At 42.3% G+C, this 24,128-nt stretch carries 23 protein-coding genes, 1 pseudogene and 1 riboswitch; of the genes and pseudogenes, 11 read left to right on the top strand and 13 right to left on the bottom strand.

The window, feature by feature from the left end:
- Positions 1-144 precede the first annotated feature (144 nt).
- The 3 genes from ABC357_RS23605 to pflA all read left to right on the top strand — a co-directional run bounded on the left by ABC357_RS23605 (position 145) and on the right by pflA (position 4,096).
- Positions 145-606 carry a C40 family peptidase gene (locus tag ABC357_RS23605; protein ID WP_412889946.1) on the top strand — a complete coding sequence of 154 codons (462 nt, stop codon included), beginning with the start codon at positions 145-147 and terminating at the stop codon, positions 604-606.
- 449 nt (positions 607-1,055) lie between these two features.
- Positions 1,056-3,281: a formate C-acetyltransferase gene (gene pflB, locus ABC357_RS23600; protein ID WP_412889945.1), complete on the top strand. Its 2,226-nt coding sequence runs from the start codon at positions 1,056-1,058 to the stop codon at positions 3,279-3,281.
- Positions 3,282-3,361: 80 nt separating this feature from the next.
- Positions 3,362-4,096, top strand: a complete 735-nt coding sequence (pflA, locus tag ABC357_RS23595; protein ID WP_412889944.1) for a pyruvate formate-lyase-activating protein — start codon at positions 3,362-3,364, stop codon at positions 4,094-4,096.
- Positions 4,097-4,201: 105 nt separating this feature from the next.
- Here the strand turns inward: pflA and ABC357_RS23590 are convergent, their stop codons facing one another.
- Positions 4,202-5,851 carry a CoA-disulfide reductase gene (locus tag ABC357_RS23590; protein ID WP_412889943.1) on the bottom strand — a complete coding sequence of 550 codons (1,650 nt, stop codon included), beginning with the start codon at positions 5,849-5,851 and terminating at the stop codon, positions 4,202-4,204.
- Between the two features lie 207 nt (positions 5,852-6,058).
- Here ABC357_RS23590 and ABC357_RS23585 point away from each other — a divergent pair, with 207 nt between their 5' ends.
- Both ABC357_RS23585 and mreBH read left to right on the top strand, forming a co-directional pair.
- Positions 6,059-7,342: an MDR family MFS transporter gene (locus tag ABC357_RS23585; protein ID WP_412889942.1), complete on the top strand. Its 1,284-nt coding sequence runs from the start codon at positions 6,059-6,061 to the stop codon at positions 7,340-7,342.
- A gap of 91 nt (positions 7,343-7,433) precedes the next feature.
- The gene (gene mreBH / locus ABC357_RS23580; RefSeq protein ID WP_412889941.1) at positions 7,434-8,447 is read left to right on the top strand and encodes a rod-share determining protein MreBH; all 1,014 of its coding nucleotides are present in this window, start codon (positions 7,434-7,436) and stop codon (positions 8,445-8,447) included.
- 526 nt (positions 8,448-8,973) lie between these two features.
- Here mreBH and ABC357_RS23575 read toward each other — a convergent pair.
- The 6 genes and pseudogenes from ABC357_RS23575 to ABC357_RS23550 all read right to left on the bottom strand — a co-directional run bounded on the left by ABC357_RS23575 (position 8,974) and on the right by ABC357_RS23550 (position 14,346).
- Positions 8,974-10,739: pseudogene (locus tag ABC357_RS23575) on the bottom strand (ABC transporter ATP-binding protein).
- Between the two features lie 39 nt (positions 10,740-10,778).
- Complete coding sequence (locus ABC357_RS23570; protein ID WP_412889940.1) at positions 10,779-11,549, bottom strand: TatD family hydrolase; 771 nt, start codon at positions 11,547-11,549, stop codon at positions 10,779-10,781.
- Between the two features lie 3 nt (positions 11,550-11,552).
- Positions 11,553-12,284, bottom strand: a complete 732-nt coding sequence (locus ABC357_RS23565; protein WP_412889939.1) for an ABC transporter ATP-binding protein — start codon at positions 12,282-12,284, stop codon at positions 11,553-11,555.
- Positions 12,271-13,053 (bottom strand): ABC transporter permease, encoded by a 783-nt coding sequence (locus tag ABC357_RS23560; protein ID WP_412889938.1) that lies wholly within the window; start codon positions 13,051-13,053, stop codon positions 12,271-12,273. Before ABC357_RS23560 ends, ABC357_RS23565 begins: the two co-directional genes overlap by 14 nt.
- Positions 13,050-13,331: a thiamine-binding protein gene (locus ABC357_RS23555; RefSeq protein WP_412889937.1), complete on the bottom strand. Its 282-nt coding sequence runs from the start codon at positions 13,329-13,331 to the stop codon at positions 13,050-13,052. Before ABC357_RS23555 ends, ABC357_RS23560 begins: the two co-directional genes overlap by 4 nt.
- A gap of 22 nt (positions 13,332-13,353) precedes the next feature.
- Positions 13,354-14,346: an ABC transporter substrate-binding protein gene (locus ABC357_RS23550; RefSeq protein ID WP_412889936.1), complete on the bottom strand. Its 993-nt coding sequence runs from the start codon at positions 14,344-14,346 to the stop codon at positions 13,354-13,356.
- Between the two features lie 132 nt (positions 14,347-14,478).
- Positions 14,479-14,589, bottom strand: a riboswitch (TPP riboswitch).
- Between the two features lie 152 nt (positions 14,590-14,741).
- Here ABC357_RS23550 and ABC357_RS23545 point away from each other — a divergent pair.
- Positions 14,742-15,290, top strand: coding sequence for a thioredoxin family protein (locus tag ABC357_RS23545; protein ID WP_412889935.1), 549 nt, complete (start codon positions 14,742-14,744; stop codon positions 15,288-15,290).
- A 93-nt stretch (positions 15,291-15,383) separates the two neighbouring features.
- Here ABC357_RS23545 and ABC357_RS23540 read toward each other — a convergent pair whose 3' ends face one another.
- Positions 15,384-15,926 (bottom strand): HAD-IIIA family hydrolase, encoded by a 543-nt coding sequence (locus tag ABC357_RS23540; RefSeq protein WP_412890112.1) that lies wholly within the window; start codon positions 15,924-15,926, stop codon positions 15,384-15,386.
- A 198-nt stretch (positions 15,927-16,124) separates the two neighbouring features.
- On the opposite strand from ABC357_RS23540, the gene ABC357_RS23535 reads away from it, so the two are divergent.
- Together ABC357_RS23535 and ABC357_RS23530 are read left to right on the top strand one after the other, a co-directional pair.
- Positions 16,125-16,946: a MerR family transcriptional regulator gene (locus ABC357_RS23535; protein ID WP_412889934.1), complete on the top strand. Its 822-nt coding sequence runs from the start codon at positions 16,125-16,127 to the stop codon at positions 16,944-16,946.
- Positions 16,947-17,004: 58 nt separating this feature from the next.
- Entirely contained in the window at positions 17,005-17,688 is a 684-nt protein-coding gene (locus ABC357_RS23530; RefSeq protein ID WP_412889933.1) for a DUF554 domain-containing protein, read from the top strand.
- Positions 17,689-17,736: 48 nt separating this feature from the next.
- On the opposite strand, the gene fabG is transcribed toward ABC357_RS23530, so the two are convergent.
- Positions 17,737-18,477, bottom strand: coding sequence for a 3-oxoacyl-ACP reductase FabG (fabG, locus tag ABC357_RS23525; RefSeq protein WP_412889932.1), 741 nt, complete (start codon positions 18,475-18,477; stop codon positions 17,737-17,739).
- Between the two features lie 133 nt (positions 18,478-18,610).
- On the opposite strand from fabG, the gene ABC357_RS23520 reads away from it, so the two are divergent.
- Entirely contained in the window at positions 18,611-18,883 is a 273-nt protein-coding gene (locus tag ABC357_RS23520) for an acylphosphatase (RefSeq protein ID WP_412889931.1), read from the top strand.
- Positions 18,884-19,024: 141 nt separating this feature from the next.
- On the opposite strand, the gene ABC357_RS23515 is transcribed toward ABC357_RS23520, so the two are convergent.
- From ABC357_RS23515 to ABC357_RS23500, 4 genes are all read right to left on the bottom strand, one after another.
- A complete protein-coding gene (locus ABC357_RS23515; RefSeq protein WP_412889930.1) occupies positions 19,025-19,636 on the bottom strand; it encodes a stage II sporulation protein M in 612 nt (203 codons plus the stop codon).
- 349 nt (positions 19,637-19,985) lie between these two features.
- Positions 19,986-20,513: a hypothetical protein gene (locus ABC357_RS23510; RefSeq protein WP_412889929.1), complete on the bottom strand. Its 528-nt coding sequence runs from the start codon at positions 20,511-20,513 to the stop codon at positions 19,986-19,988.
- Between the two features lie 144 nt (positions 20,514-20,657).
- Positions 20,658-22,292 (bottom strand): ribosomal protection-like ABC-F family protein, encoded by a 1,635-nt coding sequence (gene abc-f, locus ABC357_RS23505; RefSeq protein ID WP_412889928.1) that lies wholly within the window; start codon positions 22,290-22,292, stop codon positions 20,658-20,660.
- Between the two features lie 157 nt (positions 22,293-22,449).
- Entirely contained in the window at positions 22,450-22,578 is a 129-nt protein-coding gene (locus ABC357_RS23500; RefSeq protein WP_412889927.1) for an RAxF-45 family protein, read from the bottom strand.
- 135 nt (positions 22,579-22,713) lie between these two features.
- Between ABC357_RS23500 and ABC357_RS23495 the strand changes: the two genes are divergently transcribed.
- Together ABC357_RS23495 and ABC357_RS23490 are read left to right on the top strand one after the other, a co-directional pair.
- On the top strand, positions 22,714-23,445 hold the full coding sequence (locus ABC357_RS23495) for a tryptophan-rich sensory protein (RefSeq protein WP_412889926.1): 732 nt from the start codon (positions 22,714-22,716) through the stop codon (positions 23,443-23,445).
- A gap of 350 nt (positions 23,446-23,795) precedes the next feature.
- Entirely contained in the window at positions 23,796-24,104 is a 309-nt protein-coding gene (locus tag ABC357_RS23490; RefSeq protein ID WP_412889925.1) for a hypothetical protein, read from the top strand.
- Positions 24,105-24,128 lie beyond the last annotated feature (24 nt).

Here is a 24,128-nt window from a genome sequence, read left to right as displayed (position 1 = left end):
TACTTTTGTCTGAACAAACATAATTTTGTCAAAGTGTGTAATATTTCCGTAATAAAACTTAATCTTACTGTAAATCACAAAAAAAAGGTTCTTTGATATAGTAAGCCTATCAACCTATTCTACTAAAAGAGTCCGGAGGAATTTATGAAGAAATTAGTTGTTTCGTCTATTGTTACTCTGTCTATTGTATGCGCATTATTGATGCCGACTGATACTCAAGCAGCTTCTTATAATTCAGCAAGCACCCAGGAAAAAATCATTTCAGTGGGTAAGCAATACATAGGTACAGCATACCGGTTTGGCGGAACAACTCCTAAAGGCTTCGATTGCTCAGGATTTGTTGGATATACATATTCAAAAGCTACTGGCCAGAAACTTCCCCGCACAACAACTCAGCTTTTCAATAAAGGAAAGGCTGTACAGCAAAAACAGCTCCAAAAAGGGGACATGGTATTCTTCTCTACATATAAGAAAGGACCTTCCCACGTCGGCATTTTTGTCGGGAATAATAGTTTCATGCACGCATCTACATCAAGAGGCGTGACAATTGATTCTTTATCCAATAGCTATTGGAATCCAAAATACATAGGAGCAAGAAGATTGTAAGGAAAGAAACAATTTCTTTTCACTTACCACCTATCGCCGCCGACCAAACATCCTGATCATCTCAGGATGTTTTTATTATGTCTAACCTCCACTCTGCCTTTCCAGTATCTGTTTCCCCTGTTGCATCAGTAAAAATAGTACAGTTGCACTATCCCTCTACTACAGAAGGTATAATTTTTAAAATACTCTCTCAAAACACTGTTTACATATTAAGGAGAATCATAGAAAGATTCCCTTTAATAGACAATAAATTCAAAATGTAAGCACTATCATCCCTTGGTATTCGCCTACATATATCCAAATTGCTTAATTTATGTGTATAAGTTCACAAATAGTTCATTTTTAATATGAGAATGAATCTATGAAGGAGAGTATGCTATATGTATAATCTGTTATATAGAAAAAAACGAATCTGTTTTACTCGAAATTTTAGAGAGGTGGAATATTTTATGGAACAGTGGAAAGGCTTCCAAGCAGGTATCTGGAACAAAGAAATCAATGTGCGTGACTTTATTATAAAAAACATTAATGTATACGAGGATGATGACTCATTCTTGGAAGGTCCAACTGAAGCAACTTCAAAGCTTTGGGAACAAGTAATGGATCTTTCAAAAAAAGAACGTGAAGCTGGCGGTGTACTTGATCTTGATACAAAAATCGTATCATCTATTACATCACACGAACCAGGCTACTTAAACAAAGACCTTGAAACAGTTGTAGGTTTCCAGACGGATGCGCCATTCAAGCGTTCCCTTCAACCGTTCGGAGGAATCCGCATGGCTGAAAATGCAGCTGAGGCTTATGGCTTCCATGTTGATAAGGAAGTAGAAGAAATCTTTACTAAATACCGTAAAACCCACAACCAAGGTGTATTCGACGCCTATACACCAGAAATGAAAATGGCCCGTAAAGCGGGAATCATCACTGGTCTTCCGGACGCTTACGGCCGTGGACGCATTATCGGTGACTATCGCCGCGTTGCACTTTATGGTGTGGACTTCTTGATTGAAGAAAAGAAAAGAGATTTGAACAATACAAGCTCAACCATGTCAGAGGATACAATCAAACTTCGCGAAGAGCTTGCTGAGCAAATCCGTTCTTTAAGCGAATTAAAACAAATGGCAGCAAGCCATGGCTTTGATATTTCTGCTCCTGCTCAAAATGCACGTGAAGCATTCCAATGGGTATACTTCGCTTACCTAGCTGCCATTAAAGAACAAAACGGCGCAGCAATGAGCCTTGGCCGTGTATCGAGTTTCCTTGATATCTATGTAGACAGAGATTTGAAAAACGGTTCATTAACAGAAGTGGAAGCACAAGAACTAGTTGATCACTTTGTTATGAAGCTTCGCCTTGTAAAATTTGCAAGAACACCGGATTACAATGAACTATTCAGTGGCGACCCAACTTGGGTAACTGAATCAATCGGCGGTGTATCACTTGATGGCACTCCTTTGGTGACAAAGAACTCATTCCGATTCTTGCACACTTTATCAAACCTTGGACCTGCACCAGAGCCAAACTTGACTGTACTATGGTCAACTAAGCTACCTGAAGCATTCAAGAAATTCTGTGCGAAAATGAGTATTCAAACAAGTGCGATTCAATATGAAAATGATGATTTGATGAGACTTGAATATGGTGATGACTATGGAATTGCCTGCTGTGTATCCGCTATGCGAATCGGTAAACAAATGCAATTCTTCGGTGCACGCGCTAACTTGGCGAAAACATTGCTGTATGCGATCAATGGCGGAGTGGACGAGAAACTTAAAGTTCAAGTGGCTCCTAAATTCGCACCTATTACTTCTGACATCCTTGATTACAAAGAAGTTATGGAACGTTTCGATACAATGATGGAATGGTTGGCTGGCCTATACATCAATACATTAAATGTCATTCACTACATGCATGATAAATATGCATATGAGCGCATTGAGATGGCATTGCATGATACAGAGATCCTTCGTACAATGGCAACTGGTATTGCCGGCCTAAGTGTTGTGGCTGACTCTCTAAGTGCCATCCGATATGGCCAAGTGAAAGTGATCCGTGACGAAAATGGTGTTGCCGTTGACTTCGAGACAACTGGCGAATATCCGAAATACGGTAATAATGATGACCGTGTAGACCAAATGGCTGTTGATTTGGTTGAAGCATTCATGACTAAATTGCGCAAGCATGCAACATACCGTAATTCAATGCACACAATGTCAATCTTAACCATCACTTCAAATGTAGTATATGGTAAGAAAACAGGGAATACTCCAGATGGAAGAAGAGCTGGCGAACCATTCGCACCAGGCGCAAACCCAATGCACGGAAGAGATACAAAGGGCGCTCTTGCTTCATTGGCATCTGTTGCTAAACTTCCTTACCAGCATGCACTTGACGGTATCTCAAATACATTCTCTATGGTGCCGAAAGCACTTGGAAAAGATGAAGACAATCAAGAAAGCAACCTTGCTGCAATCCTTGATGGGTATGCTTCCAAAAAAGGGCATCATCTAAACATTAACGTCTTCAACCGCGATACACTGTTGGATGCAATGGAACACCCTGAAGAGTATCCACAATTGACAATCCGTGTATCCGGTTATGCAGTAAACTTTATTAAACTGACTCGTGAACAACAAATCGATGTAATCAACCGTACATTCCACGGCAGTATGTAAGCATTCTTTAACTAATCTTGAACTTTACAGAGCTCCCCTCCTTCAACTCCCTTGGCGGGGGGCCAGGAGGGGACTTTTTTATGGTAACAGGTAATATTCATTCAGTAGAAACATGCGGCACAGTCGACGGCCCAGGCATTCGTTATATCGTATTTACACAAGGGTGCCAGCTTCGGTGCCAGTACTGCCATAATGCAGATACTTGGGAAATAGGAACAGGCAAACAAGTGACGGTGGCTGAAATCATCCAGGACGTCCAGACATACATCCCCTTCATGGAAGCATCCGGCGGCGGAATTACAGTAAGCGGCGGTGAGCCTTTATTGCAGATGCCATTTGTCACTGAACTATTCAAAGCGTGTAAAGCTCAAGGAATCCATACCACGATTGATTCATCGGGCGGCAGTTTCTCCGAGAAGCCGGAATTCCTTGCACAATTTGATGAATTGCTGAAATACACAGATTTAATCCTTGTCGATTTAAAGCACATCGACAGAGACCAGCATAAGCGATTAACTGGAAAATATAATGACAACATTCTTAAATTCGCCCAATATTTATCCGAAAAACAAGTGCCTATATGGGTTCGCCATGTGCTTGTCCCTGGCGTAACAGATTTCAACGATTATCTGGATAAGCTCGGAAAATTCATTGGAACATTGAAGAATGTCAAAAAAGTAGAGGTTCTTCCCTACCATAAGCTAGGGGTCTACAAATGGGAAACACTTGGTTTGAAATACCCCTTAAAGGATACGGAGCCACCTTCCGAGGAACGGGTCCAAAATGCTTATGAACGTTTGACAAGCTACCTGTAATAAGCTGTCGTAAGAAGCAGATTATTGTCCGGGAAATTTGCAATGAACAAATGGAATTCGATAAAAAAACAGCGAAGCATGACTGCTTCGCTGTTTTTTCATTCTTTAATTTCCATATACAGCACTATATGTTTTATAGCCTCCGCTTACATTGACCGCTTCATAGCCATTCAAATCAAGGATTCTAGTGGCTAAATATCCTCTTAAACCTACCTGGCAAGATACATAAATCGTTTTATCCTTTGGCAGTTCATGAAGGCGTTCTCTCAATTCGCCAAGAGGTATATTGATCGATCCCGGAATATAGCCATTATCTCTTTCATGGGGATCACGGACATCAACAAGCAGCGCGCCGTTCTTCACAAACTCATCAATTTCATGGTAATGGGCAACTTTCACCTCGCCATCCACAATGTGGGACGCTACGTAGCCAAGCATATTGACAGGATCCTTCGCAGATGAAAATGGCGGTGCGTAAGCCAATTCCAATTCCTGTAGATCATGTACTGACAAACCGCCTTTAATGGCTGTAGCGATAACATCAATCCGCTTTTCTACGCCTTCTTTCCCGACTCCCTGCGCTCCATAAAGTGTTCCAGACTCTTTATCAAAAATAAGCTTTAAAGCAATAGGGCTCGCTCCCGGATAATAACCGGCATGTGAAACGGGATGGATATGAATTGCTTCATATTCCTTTCCAAAGCGTTTCAATGCTTTTTCATTATGTCCAGTCGCTGCTACTGTTAAGTCAAATATTTTTGCCACTGATGTTCCTAATACACCTTTATAGGGTGTTTCTTTCCCATAAATATTATCAGCGACTATTCTGCCTTGGCGGTTTGCAGGTCCTGCAAGAGGAACCATAGCCGGCTGTCCAAAGATATACTCTTTCGTTTCAACCGCGTCACCTATTGCATAAATATCTTTATGGCTTGTGCGCAAGTATTCATCCACTACAATGCCTCCACGCTCTCCTGCCTTCAAACCAGCTTGGATTGCCAATTCATTCTCCGGCTTCACTCCAATGGATAGAATCGTCAATTCAGTTTCTACTTCTTTTCCACTGTTCAATCGTAACTTCTGCCCATTTTCTTCAAAGGACTTAACCCCATCCTCTAAAATGAGATTTACGCCTTTTTCACGCAAATGATTGTGGACAATACATGCATTTTCATAATCAAGCGGTGCCATCACTTGGTTTGCCATTTCTACAACCGTTACTTCTATTCCCCGATGCACAAGATTCTCAGCCATTTCCAATCCAATGAAGCCACCGCCGACCACTACGGCTTTTTTTGGTTTTTGCTGATCAACGATTTCCTTAATCCGGTCTGTATCCGGTACATTCCTTAATGTAAATACATTTTGAGCTTCTTGAAGCCCTGGAAACGGAGGGACAATAGGCTTGGCCCCTGGAGATAAAATCAGCGCATCATACGATTCCTCATATGTCTCGCCTGTCGCTGAATTAAAGGCGGCAACTGTTTTTTTCTCCGGATTGATTGACGTCACTTCAGTCAGATTGCGAATATCAAGGGCAAATTTTTTAGACATCCCCTCGACTGTCTGTACTAATAATGATTGGCGTTTCTTAATCACTTCCCCTATATAATAAGGAAGCCCGCAATTTGCAAACGAAATATATTCCCCTTTTTCAAATAATACAATATGCGATTCTTCATCCAACCGGCGCAAACGGGCTGCTGCAGTTGCTCCGCCAGCTACTCCGCCTATAATTACAATTTTCTTAGCCATCATGTTCCCTCCCGGATCTATGTTATGGCTTTATTATATACCCCATAGGGTACGTTGTAAATGAAATGTACTACCTTTCACAACTTGTTCAAATAAAAATAGTTAACCGTTTTCTATTGATTTAAAATACTTGTATATACACACTTGTCTGAATTATATAAAAAAAGTATGATTATAGGATTAGATTACTTCTGAGGGGGGACAAATATGAGATTCAAAGATTGGAATTTAAACTTAAAGATCCGCCTTGGCGGTGAAGCGCTAGTCAATATCACTTTCTGGATGTTTTTTCCATTCCTTGCCATTTATTTTTCAGAGGAATTCGGCAAAAATACAGCAGGCGTCCTTTTAATCATTTCTCAAGCGTTTTCTGTGATAGCTAACTTAATGGGAGGTTTCTTTGCAGACCGTTTTGGACGGAAAAGAATGATGATCATTGCAAGCGCCGGTCAAGGGATTGCCTACCTTCTTTTTTCATTTGCATCATCTCCTTTGATGGATTCAGCGGTTATCGGCTTTATTAGCTTTACTGTCGTTTCTGTCTTTAGTTCCATCTACTATCCGGCCAGCCAGGCAATGATCGCCGACGTAGTCCATGAAAAAGACCGCAGCAGTGTATTCGCCATTTTTTATACATCCGTAAATATTGCAGTCGTCATCGGGCCGATTGTCGGCAGCATCTTTTATAAGGATCATCGCTTTGAATTGCTGTTGCTCGCAGGCGTGGCCAATCTACTATTGAGTTTTGTTTATTCTAAGTGGATTGTCGAAACTGTTCCGTCAGAGCTTCTTGAAAAGCAGAAACAAAAAAAAGCTGGAGGGATGGAATTTTTGCTGTCTCAGGTAAAAGATTATGGCATTATCCTGAAAGACCGCGTATTCCTGCTATTTATTATTGCAGGAATTTTCAATGCCATGACATTCATGCAGTTGGATCTTCTTTTTCCTGTGTATACAAAAGAAGTCATTGATACTCAAACATTATTCAGCATTGGGAGCTGGCATTTCGACATAAACGGTGTCAAAACATTCGGCTTGCTCGTAGCAGAGAACGGCTTGTTTGTTGTTCTCTTCACGATCATTGTCTCCCGTTGGATGGATCGTTACAAGGAGCGCAATGTTTTTGTGGCTGCTTCCATCGTCTATGGGGTTTCCATGCTCATTGCCGGCAGCACTAATTGGGTATGGGGATTGATTCTCAGCATGGCTATCTTTACATTAGGCGAACTGATGACCGTCGGCATTATGAACAGCTTTATCTCTGTCATCGCACCGGAACATATGAGAGGGCAATATTTCGCTGCCGCTTCTTTGCGCAACACTGTAGGACGGATGATTGCCCCAATTGCAATCCCGATGACAGATTGGTTCGGCAACCAAGGGACCTTTATTGTCCTATGCGTCTTTTCTTTCATTAGCGGAATCCTATACTTTGCCATGTTCCAAAAGCACGATAAACAGACAATGATACAAAAAGGACATAGTCTGTAATGTATTTGTAAAAGGCACTTCCGTTTACTTTATCCACATTTTCTATAAAATAGGAAGATGGGGGGTCAAACTTATCGAAAGGGTGACTAATATGTTCTCTAATACAGAGATAGGTATTGACTTAGGAACTGCCAATACATTAGTATACAGCAAAAATAAAGGAATCGTTTTAAATGAACCATCTGTAGTAGCCATGGATATCCATACAAATAAAATCTTGGCTGTTGGATCAGATGCTAAAGATATGATCGGTAAAACACCAAGCAATATCATTGCCGTACGTCCTTTAAGGGATGGTGTCATTGCGGATTTTGATTATACTTCCGCAATGCTGAAGCATATCATGAAGAAAACCGGAAAAGCTTTGAAATTATCAATCAGCAAACCGACCGTGGTCGTATGTGCCCCATCAGGTTCAACTTCTGTTGAGCGCCGGGCTATCGAAGATTCTGTAAAAAGCTGCGGCGCTAAACACGTCCATCTAATTGAGGAATCAGTGGCAGCGGCCATCGGCTCAGAACTTCCAGTGGACGAGCCTGTTGCGTCAGTCATTGTCGATATCGGTGGAGGAACGACAGAAGTAGCCATTATTTCTTATGGAGGAGTGGTTGCCTGCAATTCATTGCGCATCGGCGGCGACCAGATTGATGATGACATCATCCAGCATGTCCGAAAGCAATACAATCTCCTAATCGGCGAACGGACCGCTGAACAAATCAAAATTGAAATTGGGCACGCACTCATCAAGCACGATCAGTCCACAATAGAAGTGAGAGGCAGGGATTTAGTAACGGGGCTGCCCGAAACCATCACACTGTCCTCCCTCGAGATACAGGAAGCAATCAAGGAATCGCTTCTGCAAATGCTCCATGTCATAAAGACAACACTAGAAAGCTGCCCTCCCGAATTGAGCGGCGACATAGTAGACCAAGGAGTCGTATTGACAGGCGGAGGGTCACTATTGACCGGAATGCAGGAATGGCTGGCAGGCGAAATAGCCGTGCCCGTGCATCTTGCCCCTTCACCACTAGAGTCAGTAGCAATCGGAACAGGCCGCTCACTAAGCATGATCCAAAAACTGAATAAGATGAAATCAAAAGCGTAAGGCGCCTGATTATCCCCGACTAGCTTAAGACGGAGCTCTGACAAAGGCCGGTCTTTGCCTTTGACAGAGGTTTGGCTTAAGACCTCGAGGGGATGGCGCCTGAAGCTGGATGAAATCAAAAGCGTAAGGGACTGTTTAGCGGCGTACAAACTGGACCGTTTTTCTTAAGATAAAGGATACACGGCGAGGTTCACGAGCTGATGTTGACTTATCGAAGAGAAAAATGGGAAGTTTGCTAGACGTTGGTCCCTGGAGCTGGATGAATCAAAAGCGTAAGGCGCCTGATTATCCCCGACTAGCTTAAGACGGAGCTCTGACAAAGGCCGGTCTTTGCCTTTGACAGAGGTTTGGCTTAAGACCTCGAGGGGATGGCGCCTGAAGCTGGATGGATCAAAAGCGTAAGGCGCCTGATTATCCCCGACTAGCTTAAGACGGAGCTCTGACAAAGCGTTAATCGTTTTTACCGTGCTATATCACGCCTTAAAGAGAAACCCCCGCCACAGGAATGGCGGGGGTTTCTTTATGATTACACTTTCTCTTCAAGCTCACTATTAATTTTCAACTGCTGTTGGGCAAATTCACGGTAAAGTGCATGTGTACCCATCAATTCATGATGGGTGCCTTCTCCTGTGATCGTCCCATGCTCAAGGAATACCAATTTGTCCGCATCTACAACGGTGGATAGACGATGGGCAATAACAATGGTTGTCCTGCCTACCATTAACTGTTCCAAGGCCAGCTGAACGGATTGCTCAGACTGGCTGTCCAAACTTGAAGTGGCTTCATCAAGCATCAGGATTTCCGGGTCGCGCAGCAATGCACGGGCAATGGCAATCCTTTGCCGCTGGCCGCCTGACAATTTCAGCCCTCTTTCTCCGACTTCTGTATTGAACCCATCGGCCAATTCGGTAATAAAATCAAGAGCAAAAGCCATTTCTGCCGCCTTCATGAGCTCGGCCTCCGATACTTCCCTATCAAGGCCATAACAGATGTTATCACGTATAGTTCCTGCCAGAAGGGGGCTTTCCTGCGACACATAGCCGATATGTTTTCGCCAGGATTCCAGTGAAAATGTACGCACATCTTCTCCGCCAATTTCTATTAATCCATGGCTGGGTATATAATAGCGCTCCAACAGTTTAAACAATGTTGTTTTCCCACTTCCGCTCGGTCCTACCACAGCGGTTACCTTGCCCGCTTCAACCTCCAGGTCGATATGCGATAAAATTTCCCCGCCTTCTTTTTCATAAGCGAAAGAAACATCCCTGAAGCATATTGATTTTTTGGCATCTTTCAGCTCATGCCCAGCCTTTAAATCCTCTTCATCCTCAGCAAGGATTTCAATAATTCGATCAGTAGCACCTATGGATTTTTGAAGCTGAGTAAAGAATACCGTAATTTGTCCCATAGGCATAATGATTTGAAACAAATAGAGGATAAAAGCGACTAATGAGCCGGCAGTAATAATGCCGCTCGACACCTGCATGCCCCCATAGCCGATAACAGCAACCAATGCTCCCATCAAAACTAATGTGATGATTGGGCTGACAACTGATTGTGTCCGAGCTTCCTTCAATCCTAATTTGAATAATTTAGATATCCCATTCATACCCGTTCCGTTTCAATTTCTTCCGCATTGGAAGCTTTAACAAGCCGAATCTCCGGAAGCACCTGATTCATGATACCCGTGAATGAGGCTGTCTCAGATTGTGTTTCCTTTGATATTGAATGCATCATTCTGCCAATTGGGACAAGTATTGCAGCAGCTACCGGCAGGACAATAAAAATCAGCAAAGTCAGCTTCCAATTCATAATAAATAGGATGATGATGCTCCCTACTACTGAAATCATTCCTGTGATAGCTCCTGTAATGTGAGTTGTAATCAATTCCTTTACAACCATCGTATCATTTGTCATTCTGCTGATCATTTCACCGGAGCCATTACGGTCCGAATACGATACCGGCAATTTCACCAGCTTCTTCCACAGCATCTCCCTCAATCCGGCAATAATCTTTTGTCCATTATAGCTAAGTGCATATGTGGCATAAGCACTTAGACCGGCCTGAATAATAAACACAATGATAATTAAACTGATTTGTTTGATGGATAGCGAAGACATACTGAATCCATCCACCAGCTGTTTCGTAAGCAAGGGGATCAACAAGCTGACAAGTGTGGTGATAATGCTTAATCCAAGAGCAAAGCCCAATCTGCCATAGGAAGGGTTTGTAGCTCGTATTAATGAGAGGAAAGGCTTCAAGCTGCCTTTCTTTTTTTGCTTTTTTTCCATTTTGCCTCCTGTATCACTCGCATAAAATAAACCTACTTTCTACCCATTATACAGTTCATAAAAGCGAATGGTATTACCGAAGGTCTTTTCCCACACTTTTTCTAACGGCAATCCCTTTATTCCAGCTATTTCCACTATACTTTCATACATCATCTCAGGGCTGGTCAATTGATTTTTGAAGCGTTCTTCAAACGGCCATGGTCCATCTGTTTCAAGCATTAATTTTTCTAACGGATACAAATCAACGATATGCTGAATTTCCTGTTCATAGCAAATATCCGGGGTAACTGACACCATATAGCCATTTTCGTTCATACGTCGGAGAAGAATATCCTCTCCCTTGAACCAATGAAAATGAGCCTTCTCCATCCCATGCTTCTCCAACAGCATGCAGGCTGTTTCACCATCCTCATAAACAGCATGCAATATTATCGGTTTATCATGTTTTTTGGCGAAGACGATAAATCGTTCGAGCAAATCGATATAGGGGGCCATATCTAGGTCCATTTCTTCCTGTCTTTTATAATATGGAAGGCCTACCTCTCCCACCGCAACCATTGAATCCACATGATTCTCCATCCATTCAAACAAGGCCTCAATTTCATCAGGATCAGGGATATCCTGCTCCGGATGAAAACCGAAAGCCGGTTTAATGCGTGCGTCCTGCTTGCTTAATTGAAGATTTGTTTTACTGGAAGCAAGGTCCATCGAAACAGCGATAAAATAAGCGACATCGGGTACAGAAAGAAGCCTTTCCCTCTGTTCATCTTTATATGTATCAATATGTATATGGCTGTCTATCAGTTTCATCTCTTATTTCTCCTTCAATAATTGATAAAGCTCTTGCTTCAGCAACTGAAAATCGCCCTCCATGATAATCCCTTCCTGCCTTGGGCGGGCAAAGGGCACCTGGACCTCTTTTATAACCGTAGCTGGTTTTGAAGAAAGTACATAAATTTTGTCCGAAAGATATAGAGCCTCTTCAATGCTATGAGTGATGAACAAAACAGACCGGCGATTTTTCTCCCACACATTCAATAACCATTGCTGCATCGACAGCCGTGTCAATTCATCCAATGCAGAAAATGGTTCATCGAGGAGCATTAATGTTTGGGGGCTGGCAAGGCTGCGAACGAAAGCGACCCTTTGCTTCATCCCCCCAGATAATTGATGGGGCAAAGACTGCGCATAATCATGCAATCCAGCCTTCTTCAACAGCTCCAATCCTTCCTGCTTATCAGACTTGCCGGATAATTCCGCTCCCAATAACACATTATCTAGAACTGTTCTCCACGGCAGAAGGGCGGGCTGCTGGGGCATATAACTTATATGCCCCTTCTCGCCGGTAATAGCCTTTCCATCCAGAAGAATTTCCCCTTTGCCGGGCTTGTACAGCCCCCCAATCAAATGGAAAAGGGTGCTTTTGCCGCTGCCTGACGGACCAAGGATACTGACAAACTCCCCCTCTTTTACAGCCAACGAAAGATCAGCCAACACACTTTGCCGGCCATTGTATGAGTATGCAACTTCTTTAATTTCGAGCATTTCTTTCTTGCCCCTCCTTTCTTTTCCACGAGACCATATACCTTTCCAATAGGGATATAGCCAAGAATAATAACAAACTTAAGCCCATAACTATAATAATCGCAACAAATACGCGATCAGTACGGAAGGACTTAGAAGCCATTGTCATATACACGCCGATTCCATCCTTCGCCCCGAGCCATTCAGAAATGACTGCACCCATCACACTATATGTAGCGGATATCTTCAAGCCGGAGAAAATAAAAGGCAGCGAATGGGGAAGCTCCAACTTCCAGAATAACTGCCGTTTATTCGCACCCATCATTTCAAAATAATGCTTAAGCTCGTAAGGCGTTTGCCGCAAACCATCCAAGGCAGCGACAGCAACAGGAAAAAAGCAAACAAGCGTGATGACAATCAATTTAGGAAGAAGGCCAAAACCGAACCAAATGACCAATAAAGGTGCCAATACAATAATTGGAACATTTTGGGATAAAATCAAAAGTGGATAAACAGCATCCTTCACACCAGGAAACAGATGAAGGCATGAGGCCAAAAGCAGACCGATTACACTTCCTATGAGCAACCCCAATAACGACAGTTCAACCGTAGAAGCCAGCTGCCCTGAAATACGCCCGAAGTCCGCCACTCCCTCTTTGAAGATTTCGGAAGGCGCCGGCAGCAGCCACGATTCGATTGAAAGTACTCTCACGGCGATTTCCCATAGAATCACTATACCTAAAAGAAGAAAGAAGGGAGAACCCTTCTTCCATACATGGCGCTTTCTCATCTATATTTCTCCGTCAACGTGCCAAGTGTGATTCCATCCGGTTGAAATAGGATTTTCACCTGTGTGATGACATTAGGTGATCCCAATTCAATCATGCGGTGGTTCATTTTTTCAATTATTTGCATAAGCTCCGACAAGTCGCCCTCCATTGTTGTTTCCAACGGATGCACTTCATAAGGGACTCCGGATGCATCGATAATACTTATCGCCTCATCGACCATTTCAATAATGTTGTCCCCTTTAGGGATAATTTGAACACTTACTAACGCATTTGCCATGTCAGTTCCTCCAGTTCATCATTTATTTTTTCGGTAAAAATTCATTTGTGAATGCTTCTTTCGGATTGAAATCACCTTCAAGAAGTTTATTTTCCTTCATCCATTCACCATAATTCTTCCAAACGGACAGTTTTTGGACTCCCCATTGTTCTGCGTCATCCCGGTAACGTGAGGCTAGCCACTCCTGGCTTTTCTTCACAAGGTCCTTATCCAAATCCGGCTCTGCCTTAGACAATATCTCAGCCGCTTTATCCGGCTCCGAAATCGCATATTCATAGCCCTTTGATGTGGCTGCGACAAATGCTTTGACCATATCCGGGTCTTTCGCAATCAGTTTCTCGCTTGCCGTCAGTACTGGTGTATAGTAATCCAATTTATCGCTGTAGTCTTTCACATAAAGCATGTTCAGCTTTTCTCCTCTAAGCTCTGCTTCAATCCCTGTCCAAGCGTAATAGATCCAGGCAAAATCAATATCCCTTTTAACAGCAGTGAAATAATCGGTATCCCCAATGTTCATGATATCGACTTTCTTCACATCGGCATGGTCCTTTTCCATTATGGATTTCATGATTGCTTCCTCGACAGGAGCTCCATAGCCGCCGTATTTCTTTCCTTCAAAATCCTTTGGGCTTTTAATGTTTTTGCCGGCAGGCGATGCAAAACCAGACGTGTTATGTTGAATGATTGCAGCAATCGAAACAATCGGCACTCCCTGTGTACGTGCCTGCGTTAATCCTTCCTGATAGCCGATTCCGAAATCTGCCTTTCCGGAGGCGACCAATTGGTCCGCTCCTGCTTCGCCTGGCTTGATAATATCGACGTCCAGCCCCTGCTCTTTGAAATACCCTTTTTCTTTCGCCACATATAATCCTGTATGATTCGTATTGGGCGTCCAATCAAGAACAACTGTCACTTTTTTCAATCCATCCTTTTTTTCGGATGATTGTTCTTTTGTACTGCTACAGCCCGCCAATACTAGCAAAGCCGCCAACAAAACCAAAATCATCTTCTTCACTTATTGTTCCTCCTCTTCGCCTATTCAAACATGCGGTGTGTTTCACCTTAGTGGAATCGATAACCCTCATCGAAAACATAAAAAAACGCCCGAAATATGTTTTCGGACGCGAGCATACATTACATAGTATCACTAGCTGTAATAAATGTTCCCTCCGCTGGCATAACCCAGATCAGGTTCAAAGAGTCAGCATCTGCTTGGATGCAATCTCAGCCGGCAACACCGGCCCCTCCACATGAATTGAATTAGTATAGACTTTTCATCGTCATTATACCAAATAATCTATTAAATGCAAAAAACTTATAAAATAGCATTTTTCATGCTAGTCTTATACCAATCTTATCTGACGGAATTTTCTGTATGATAAGTAAAACAACCAATAAGGAGGAAAGAGAATGGATTTACGTAAATGGTACGGAAAAGGATTTACACAGCAGGAATATATCGATTATATGCAGGCGAACAAAGAAAATTTGTTGAGCATTAAGGAACGATTTTCCCTTCACTCACCTGATAAAGTAAAGCAGTTAAAAGGGGAAAAATTGCATGCACTTATTCTTACGGCAGATTGGTGTGGCGATGCAATGGTGAATCTTCCTATTTTTATGGCGATTGCAGAAGCTGCCGACCTGAAATCGACTTACTTAATCAGAGATGAAAACCTTGACTTAATGGACCAATATTTGACCAACGGAACAGCACGCTCCATCCCGATTATTGTATTGGCAGATGAAGAAGGCAATGAAGTGGCCAAATGGGGGCCAAGAGCGAAGTCTGTCCAAGAGAAAGTCACAGCCTACAGCGCTGAACTTCCTGCAAAAGAGGATCCCGCATATGAAGATTCTTTCAAAGCCTTTATCGGTAAAATGGGTAAGCTGTATACAACAGATCCTGCCATTTGGAAAGAGATCGAAGAAGATATGCTCAATACCTTTGTTAAATAAAGGACTTTGCTTGCATCGGCCAGTATACATATAGAATTGTTATTGCCCTACTCATTAGAAAGGAAGATCCTGCTGTTGCAGTCTTCCTTATTTTCATCTAAGCACTTGCTCCAGCCTGTACTTTCTATATAGCCACTCTATCGCTTCCTTTAAATCTTCGGCAATAAAATCCACATCTCCTACTTTATTGCTATGTTCCAATAAGGTATTGTTGCCGGCACCGGTTTTTACTAGAATTTTGATGGATTCCGTTTTGGAGGCTGCTGCCATATCGCTCCATCTGTCCCCTATTACCACACATTGATCCAGTTTGAGAGAATACATGTCGGCACATTTCAGCAGCATGCCCGCCTCCGGTTTTCTGCAGGGGCAGCGATCCTCTGGTTTATGGGGGCAAAGAAAAACATCATTGAACCCAAATCCCTTTAATTCCTCATAAAATGATTCCTCTGAGGCTTCCTTGTTAGCGATTCCCGGTTGATTGGTGAATGAGAATACTTTGATTCCATCGTTCTTTAATTTTTGTATCATGTCCACTGTAAAAGGGAACAGTTTGAAGGAACCAGGATAATGCACTGTATCATCCCCTCCGATAGTGCCATCCCTATCCAAGAATATTGCCTCTATTGCTTTTATGCCCATTTCCTGCTCTCCGTTTCTTAGCGCAGTATTCATGTTGAATCACCGCTCTTTCAATATGTACGTACAAACTCTGAAGCAATCACTCTATCCACTTTCCTAACTCTACTAATTCTCTCCTGCTGTCCAGTTTCCCTTTTTGGGCATCAGATTTGATATACTTGCGATACAATGAGTTTATACAGGAGACACAAAATGGAAAATACATTTTTAATAGGGGAAATATCCAAGCTTTTTCAAATTGATATCCGCACCCTGAGATATTACGATAAAATCGGCCTTTTCAAACCGCAATCGGTTGATTCTTCTTCCGGCTACCGCCGCTACACAATCGATCAATTCGAGCAGTTGAATACAATTATGTATCTTAAGTCTCTCAATGTTCCGCTGAAGAATATTAAACTCTTTTTAGAAAATCGAGACATCGACCATATTTTATTGCTTTTAGAAGAGCAGCAACAGGTAACCGAACAAAAATTAAAGGAATTTAACCAGATACAAAAAAAGCTGGAAAGAAGGATCCGGCTCATAACGGATGCGGCCGGGACAATCAAATTGGGGGCCATCCAGGAAATACAATTGCCGGAACGAACCATCGTCCTGCTGAAGGAAAGGATTCATAAGGACCACAATTTAGAAATGTTTATCCGATTATTGGAGAACAACGCTAATATGAAATCCGCTATTTTTCTTGGGGAGGTCGGCCTGTCCATTTCAGTTAAAAACTTGCATGCGTTGAGCTTCGATGAATACAGCTCCCTATTCATTATGGTCAATCAAGAAAAAGAACCTATTAAAGAAGCCAAGGTACTGTCTGGGGGAAACTATCTGTCCATCAGGTTTCAAGGGACACACAAAGATGCGGCACCTTATTACAAACGGCTTATGGATTACGTTTCCGAAAACGGATATACACTTGAAGAGGACGCTTTAGAGATCACGTTAATCGATTATGGTTTCACCAATGATACCTCAAAATTCATTACAGAAATACAGCTATTGGTTAAAAAAAATTGACCCTCCAGTAACTGGAGGGTTTATTCTTTTTTTATCTACAAAATAAGGAGAGAATTATATGATAGGAACATTGGTCAATTGCGGAACGATTCTGGCAGGGAGCCTAATAGGCAGCATTTTCAAAAAAGGGATCAAGGAGTCCTACCATGAAATCCTTATGCAAGCAATGGGTTTGGCGGCCATGGCGCTTGGCATCAGTTCCATTGTCAAATATATGCCTGCCAGCCATTATCCGGTCCTTTTTATCGCCAGCCTGGCTATCGGCGGACTAGCAGGAGAAAAAATGGACTTTGAATCACATTTCAAAAAAGTAGTTTCTATATTTTCAAAAGGGACTGCAGCTGAAGGTTTGTCCACTGCCATTATTTTATTTTGCGTCGGTACATTGTCCATTGTAGGGCCGATAGAAAGCGCGTTAAAAGGGAATCATACTTATCTATTTACCAACGCGATCCTGGATGGTGTCACTTCGATTGTACTCGCCTCTTCATTCGGTCTAGGTATCGCTTTTTCAGCCATCGTCCTTTTTTGCTGGCAAGGTTTTTTCTATGTTCTGGCAGGGGCTATAGAGCCGCTCCTTACAACTGAACTCTTGACTGAAATATCGATTATCGGAGGCGTCCTGATCCTTAGCTCAGGGATTAGCATATTAGGCATTAAGCAGATCAAAACGATGAATCTTTTACCCGCTTTGCTTGTACCGCCCTTATTTATGGGATTAAAGCATGTATGCGGATTTTAACGCAAAAAGGAGGCAGGAATTTGCTGGAGTTGCTCTGCCTCCTTCCTTTTACATCATTAATCCCCCGTCCACTTCAATCACCGTACCGCTGATATATTTCGCTTCCTGGGAAGCCAGGAAGAGATAGGCGTGCGCAATATCTTCCGGCTTGCCTAAATGCTGTAGTGACACTATATTTTTTACCTGTGACAATAAATGCTCTGGGACACTTTCGATCATGGCTGTTTCGATGAAGCCGGGAGCGACCGCATTTACGGTAATCCCCTTTCTTCCAAGCTCTTTCGCCCATGTTTTTGTCATCCCGATCAATCCTGCCTTGGCTGCGGCATAATTGGTCTGTCCGATATTGCCGTTCACTCCAGCAGCGGAAGATGTATTAATAATCCTTCCATGGCTGCTGGCTGCCAAATAAGGCAGTGATGCTTGTGTACAATGGAAAACGCCGGTCAAATTCACATTGATCACAGCCTGAAAATCTTCCGGCTTCATTTTGGACAGCATTGCATCTCTCGTAATGCCCGCATTATTGACGAGAATGTCTATTCCGCCGAAACGTTCCGCCACTGCGCGGACCATATTATTAACGCTTTCACGTTTTGCCACATCAACCTGAAAGAAAGCAACTCTTCCTTTATACTCGGACAAATCCTGCAAACGAGCATCCATTTGCTCGACGTTGAAATCAGCGATTGCTACTTGCGCTCCTTCCTTCAAGAAAAGCTTCACGGCTTCCCACCCGATTCCTTTTGCCCCTCCCGTAATAATCGCTATTCTATTCTCCAATCTCATTCTTCTCTTCCCCCTTGCTAATCGATTCGCTATCATTTTAACACATCTATGGAAAATACTGTTTGTTTAAAGAAGGCCAATGGGTGCTATGTGATACTATATAAATGAACATATATAGAGAAAGGATGATAAAATGCGCACTGTTTCAATGAAAATCCAAGGCCATGTCCAAGGGGTAGGCTTCCGGTTCTTTACGCAAACGACAGCTGTTGCAAACGATATAAAAGGGTGGGTCCGCAACACTAATGATGGCGATGTCGAACTGGAAGCAGAAGGGCCAGATCAGAAAATGGAACTCTTTATCCGCAAAATATCGGAAGGCCCCCGCTTTTCCAAAGTTGACCATGTTACACTAAACGACCTGTCCGAACCGAAAGGATTTCAGGAATTCAAAATTTCCAATTAATAGTCTGATTGGAGTCTGCAATGAAGTATGCTCGAAGCAGGGTGAGAAACGATTTTCCGCAGCAGTAAAAAGCAGCCTATCCGAAAAAGGCTGCCCGATAGCAATCAGGAAATCCAAAGATTGTGGTCACTGTACTCCTTATTATGTTAAAAACAATGGAGTGATATATACTTCAATAACAGCGGAAATAACAAGAAGCGGCAGGATAACTGCGATAAATGTTTGTGCAACCATTTTTACAACAGTGCCAAAGGTTTTCGTTTCTTTTCCTGCTATTTTTTTAACAAGCCATGTGCTAATAAAAAGGCCGATTCCAATCGATAACAGTACAGCTGTCATTTCTGTGATGCCATGAGGGACCAATCCTCTCAGTACCCAAGATGCTATGGAGCCCCCGTTTAAAGAAATGGCTCCCAAAAGGACTCCTACAACGGCTCCATTGCCTATAAGGACCACTAAAGGCAGCACGTATGGGATAAAGCCAAAAACAATCGCCAATATACACGCAAACAAATTATTAAAAAATATTTTAAACATCGTGATATAAGCTGCCTGCTCCTGCAGCATCCCTTTATCCTCAAAGCTTTTCATAATCCCGGCCATCATATCTTCCACAGTCTTCCTGTCCAGTGATTTTGTACCGACCACAGTCAGTATGACAATAGCCAAAAAGAGGACAACACATACTATAAAATAGTTGCGATAAAAGGAAGTAAACTTATGCCATTCATTGCTGTATGTTTTTTTGATCATTGCTTTCACTACTTTCCATTTGATATCTTCTGATTCAATCAGGTGCGGTAATCTTTTTCAAACGCTATTTCCCTATCCTTATTTTAACAGTCGGAAGCTATATGTATCTTAAACTACTATCATACTATATTCATTTGTAACCTGCCTTACCCCATTTTATATCAGTTCAAATACAGTAATAACATTATCATGCATCTCTAAAGCAACTTTTTTCCTTTCCTTCTGGAAGAAGCGGACAGCCCCCATCTGTTCATCTTTTCATTCCGTCCACCCCTCTTTTTTGCATCCTGCTCCCAACAATAATGAAGAACAAGCAAGCAAAAATGATACAGATAGCTACTTGTTTCACTCACACATTCCCGACGATCGAAATCGGCGTCTCTGTCTTGCCTTCGACGATCATGATTGTCTTCAGACTCTCAGCCTGTTTTCGCGGAACTTCTATGACAAAAGTTCTTGGTGTTGCATCTGTTGTACATATCCCCTCCGGGCTTTCCAAGTAAAAACGCAATGTATCGTATTTCGGCTGTACGCTCGCCTTTTCCATTTTATACGGACAGCTTCCCGATTCCCTTAATCCAATGAAAAATAGGGTACTTTCCTTAAAATTCTCCTTAGGCATTTCTTTTTCAAACCGGAACATTCGCCAAAGTTCTTCATATTGTGCTTGATTTTCGGCTTTTTTGATTAAATATGAAAAAAAAGGAACTTCTTCTCTTCTCATAGCCTTGCTATCAAAATTCATAGGGATATTTTTTTCACTCGCAACTAGGGCAATCTCCTTCTCCTTGTGTTCAGTTTTGTGATTTGTAATGCTATCATTATCGCAACCAGATAATGATGCTAATATAAGAACGATAAATAAACGTTTTAACATTGTCATACTCCTCCTTACAAAGAAATACAAACTTTTCAATACACCCTATATGTTAAATTCCATCTCCCTCACTAAATTCCTTCTTAATCAAAACTGAACATGAAAAGCCTGCACCACGACTGATGGCAGGCTTTTCAAAATTCACTATTTAAGAAGGGAATTTCTCTTTTCCTTCGCCCAATCGTATGGGCCTTCATAAGTATGCACTGTTTCGTCTTCTATCCAGAAGGTTCTAGTGAACAATTTATTCAGAAAATAGCGGTCGTGCGATACGGCTAAGATCGTCCCTTCGAATGTTTCAAGGGCACTTTCGAGAACCTCTTTAGATTCGATGTCGAGATGATTAGTGGGCTCATCCAATACAAGGAAATTCACATCGCTATGCATCAACTGGGCTAACTTCAGCCGCATCCGTTCACCTCCGCTCAAACCTCCTGTTCTTTGGAATACAGCCGGTCCGTAGAAGAGGAATTGAGCTAGAATATGCCGTGCCTCGCCTTCATTGACCGGCACCTCCTCTCGGAACGTATCTATTACTGTCTTTCTTGGATTTGAATAAGCATGATGTTGGGACAGATAGCCAATTTTTACATTGCTTCCTACTTTCACTTCGCCTTCATCCTGTTCCATTTCCCCCAAAGCTATTTTCAATAATGTACTTTTCCCGGTGCCATTATCTCCGACAATACATGCTCTCTGCTTAAATTGCAGCAGCAAATCGACGCTATGGAATAGAAACTCATCATTGAACATTTTCGCTGCTCCGCTCATCCGCAAGACGTCTTTGCCGCTTCTGGCTCCAGCATCGAACTGCAGATTCATCTTTTTCCGGTCAAGAACCGGTTTCTTTTTGATTTCCATCCTATCCAGGGCCCGCTGCATGTTCGTTGCACGTCTGTGGAGCGATTCACTTGGCGGATTTGCCCGATTGGCCCAGTCCCGCAGCCTCTTTATTGCTTCTTTCATTTTTTTGATTTTCTTTTGTTGTTCTTGGAATTCCTGGAATTCCGCCAGCATTTTTTTCTCTTTCGCTTTGACAAATTCCGAATAGGAATGATGATAGATTTCGAGCTCCCCCTCATCTACATCGAAAATTTTAAACACAACCGCATCGAGAAAATAACGGTCATGGGAGACTACCATAACAGTGCCTTCATAATACTTAATAAATTGCTCCAGCCATTCTACAGCTGAAATATCCAGATGGTTGGTCGGTTCATCCAATAATAATAAATCCGGTTTTTGGAGAAGCATGAACGCCAAGTTTACTTTTGTCCGTTCCCCTCCGCTAAGTGTATCGAAAGGACTATCAAGCAAATCGTGAATACGAAGCCCATTTGCCACCTTTTCGACTTTTGGTTCAATTTCGTACCCTCCCAATTCCATAAACTTTGTTTGCATATCCCCATATCTTTTAAGCAGCTTATCTGCTTGTTCCGGATCTTGCTCCTTTGCCATTCGTTGCTCTAATTCCTTCATCTTTTCTTCAATACCGGTAACGGCTTGAAAAGCTGAGAGCAATACATCACGGCAGGTCCATCCATCCTGAACATTTGGGATTTGGGCCAAATATCCGATAGACGCCCCTTTTTTAATGGCGACCATCCCGTCATCCGGATTTTCGATCCCGGCAACCATTTTCAAAAGCGTACTTTTTCCACATCCATTCGGTCCCACAATCCCGATCCGATCTTTTTCCTGTACTTCAAAAGATAAATCAGTAAAAACTGGCGTACCGCCAAACATTTTTTTAACAGATTGACATGCACAAATAGACATAAGACATTCTCCTTTTTATATAAGAAAAAAAGCCACAGCAATTGCGTCGCGCATTGCCATGGCTTTTCCATCATGATTTTAAAAGCAACAAAAAAAGAGCTTACCGCTCTCTTTCACTGATTGCTATTCCTAATTAGGCGTGAAGAGGCAATTACGATCAACTTCCATATGCAGTTGTTCTAAAAAAGGGCAGACTTCTCCCTTGAACAAATGCAGCATGAAAAATCGCATTGCATATATACAGATATTCTAAAAACGATAAACGCAATGCTCTTGAGCGTACCATTGCCTAAACACCTCCTCTTTCGGTTATACTACCTTTATCATACAATTATCAGATTTATTTGACAAGCAGCTTTAGAAAAAAAGGTTATTGCCCTATATTTGGTGGAATACATAAAAAAGAAAGGAGGGATAAAAGATGATTGCATTACTATTTAATATCATTACATATATTCTCGATATTATAGTCAACACATTTAGCGAAACGCTGCCTTTGAACGGCAAAACAATGGGGGAAATTTCCGACCAACAGGATGTCCTTATAACACCGGCAGGATACGCATTCAGCATTTGGAGCCTTATTTATATACTGTTGGCCATCTGGGTCATCAGGCAATTTTTCCGCAAATACCGGGAATCCGAAGCCTATAGAGTGGCGTCACCCTGGTTTATCCTGGCCAACCTATTGAATATGGCTTGGGTATTCGTATGGCACTATGAACAATTCCTGGCCAGTGTCATCATAATGATTCTCCTGCTGATTACGCTTATTATCCTTTATATACGGATTAAAAGTGTCAGCCATACCTTGCTGGACTACATGCCCTTTTCGTTCTATTTAGGATGGATAACAGTCGCAACTATCGTCAATATCGCCTATTATCTTACCTATATCGGTTGGGGTGGATTCGGAATATCAGCTGTCATCTGGACCTATATACTGCTGATTATCGCGGCAGCCATTGCACTTGCATTCCGCTATACGCAAAGGGACTGGTTTTATCCGTTGGTTACTATTTGGTCCTTTATCGGCATCGGAATCAAAAACTGGCAAGACCATAGCACAGTCTCATACGAAGCATATATCCTAGCGCTGATCATACTCATAGCCATCCCGCTGCTAAAACAAAAGAAACAAAACAGATGGTAAAAAGAAAAGCGGAAGCGGCTTGAACAGGCCCGACCAGCTTAAGACGAGAATGGCTCAAAGGCTGGGGTTGCCTTTGACTATTCTTGGCTTAAGACCTCGAGGGCCTAGCCGCTGCAGCTAGACAAAAAGAAAAGCGGAAGCGGCTTGAACAGGCCCGACCAGCTTAAGACGAGAATGGCTCAAAGGACGGGGGTTGCCTTTGACTATTCTTGGCTTAAGACCTCGAGGGCCTAGCCGCTGCAGCTAGACAACTAGAAAAGCGGAAGCGGCTTAAGTACCGGTGACTCTTTTTCCTAAGAAATGAATAACTTCCTATCAGCCGAGCAAAATAGGGGAAAACAAAAGGAAAAATGACTGATATGAAATCACCTAAAACGGTAACCATCGAAATTGTCGTTCCTCCCTACGAACAAACTGCTTTATCAGATGCGGGTGTTTACACACAATACATAGATAGTGAATGTGGCCAAAAAATTGCTGAGCAGATAAGCCAAGGCGTTGTTGCCATTCCGATTAAGAGAAGTGAACGGTTCGATTATGCAACTCATAATAATATTCATTATGCAGAATATATACTTTTGGATAAACAATCATTGGAAGACAATGTCGTTTATAGTGAAAAAGCCAAACAAGATAATGAATCTGCAAAATGGCCATAAGAACAAGCGGCTCCTCCAAAGGGC

The organism is Bacillus kalamii, from assembly GCF_047238185.1.
Lineage (GTDB): Bacteria > Bacillota > Bacilli > Bacillales > DSM-1321 > Bacillus_AD.
This window is presented reverse-complemented; position numbering and strand designations above follow the sequence as displayed.

What these genes read in the sequence shown, in the direction of transcription:
- ABC357_RS23515 (WP_412889930.1), bottom strand. Translation starts at nt 19,636, where the DNA reads ATGATCAAAAAAACATACAGCAATGAATGGCATAAGTTTACTTCCTTT.
- ABC357_RS23560 (WP_412889938.1), bottom strand. Translation starts at nt 13,053, where the DNA reads ATGAGAAAGCGCCATGTATGGAAGAAGGGTTCTCCCTTCTTTCTTCTT.
- ABC357_RS23585 (WP_412889942.1), top strand. Translation starts at nt 6,059, where the DNA reads ATGAGATTCAAAGATTGGAATTTAAACTTAAAGATCCGCCTTGGCGGT.
- ABC357_RS23495 (WP_412889926.1), top strand. Translation starts at nt 22,714, where the DNA reads ATGATTGCATTACTATTTAATATCATTACATATATTCTCGATATTATA.
- ABC357_RS23605 (WP_412889946.1), top strand. Translation starts at nt 145, where the DNA reads ATGAAGAAATTAGTTGTTTCGTCTATTGTTACTCTGTCTATTGTATGC.
- abc-f (WP_412889928.1), bottom strand. Translation starts at nt 22,292, where the DNA reads ATGTCTATTTGTGCATGTCAATCTGTTAAAAAAATGTTTGGCGGTACG.
- ABC357_RS23490 (WP_412889925.1), top strand. Translation starts at nt 23,796, where the DNA reads ATGACTGATATGAAATCACCTAAAACGGTAACCATCGAAATTGTCGTT.
- ABC357_RS23535 (WP_412889934.1), top strand. Translation starts at nt 16,125, where the DNA reads ATGGAAAATACATTTTTAATAGGGGAAATATCCAAGCTTTTTCAAATT.
- pflA (WP_412889944.1), top strand. Translation starts at nt 3,362, where the DNA reads ATGGTAACAGGTAATATTCATTCAGTAGAAACATGCGGCACAGTCGAC.
- mreBH (WP_412889941.1), top strand. Translation starts at nt 7,434, where the DNA reads ATGTTCTCTAATACAGAGATAGGTATTGACTTAGGAACTGCCAATACA.
- ABC357_RS23530 (WP_412889933.1), top strand. Translation starts at nt 17,005, where the DNA reads ATGATAGGAACATTGGTCAATTGCGGAACGATTCTGGCAGGGAGCCTA.
- ABC357_RS23545 (WP_412889935.1), top strand. Translation starts at nt 14,742, where the DNA reads ATGGATTTACGTAAATGGTACGGAAAAGGATTTACACAGCAGGAATAT.
- ABC357_RS23590 (WP_412889943.1), bottom strand. Translation starts at nt 5,851, where the DNA reads ATGGCTAAGAAAATTGTAATTATAGGCGGAGTAGCTGGCGGAGCAACT.
- ABC357_RS23555 (WP_412889937.1), bottom strand. Translation starts at nt 13,331, where the DNA reads ATGGCAAATGCGTTAGTAAGTGTTCAAATTATCCCTAAAGGGGACAAC.
- ABC357_RS23570 (WP_412889940.1), bottom strand. Translation starts at nt 11,549, where the DNA reads ATGAAACTGATAGACAGCCATATACATATTGATACATATAAAGATGAA.
- ABC357_RS23520 (WP_412889931.1), top strand. Translation starts at nt 18,611, where the DNA reads ATGCGCACTGTTTCAATGAAAATCCAAGGCCATGTCCAAGGGGTAGGC.
- ABC357_RS23565 (WP_412889939.1), bottom strand. Translation starts at nt 12,284, where the DNA reads ATGCTCGAAATTAAAGAAGTTGCATACTCATACAATGGCCGGCAAAGT.
- fabG (WP_412889932.1), bottom strand. Translation starts at nt 18,477, where the DNA reads ATGAGATTGGAGAATAGAATAGCGATTATTACGGGAGGGGCAAAAGGA.
- ABC357_RS23510 (WP_412889929.1), bottom strand. Translation starts at nt 20,513, where the DNA reads ATGTTAAAACGTTTATTTATCGTTCTTATATTAGCATCATTATCTGGT.
- ABC357_RS23500 (WP_412889927.1), bottom strand. Translation starts at nt 22,578, where the DNA reads ATGGTACGCTCAAGAGCATTGCGTTTATCGTTTTTAGAATATCTGTAT.
- pflB (WP_412889945.1), top strand. Translation starts at nt 1,056, where the DNA reads ATGGAACAGTGGAAAGGCTTCCAAGCAGGTATCTGGAACAAAGAAATC.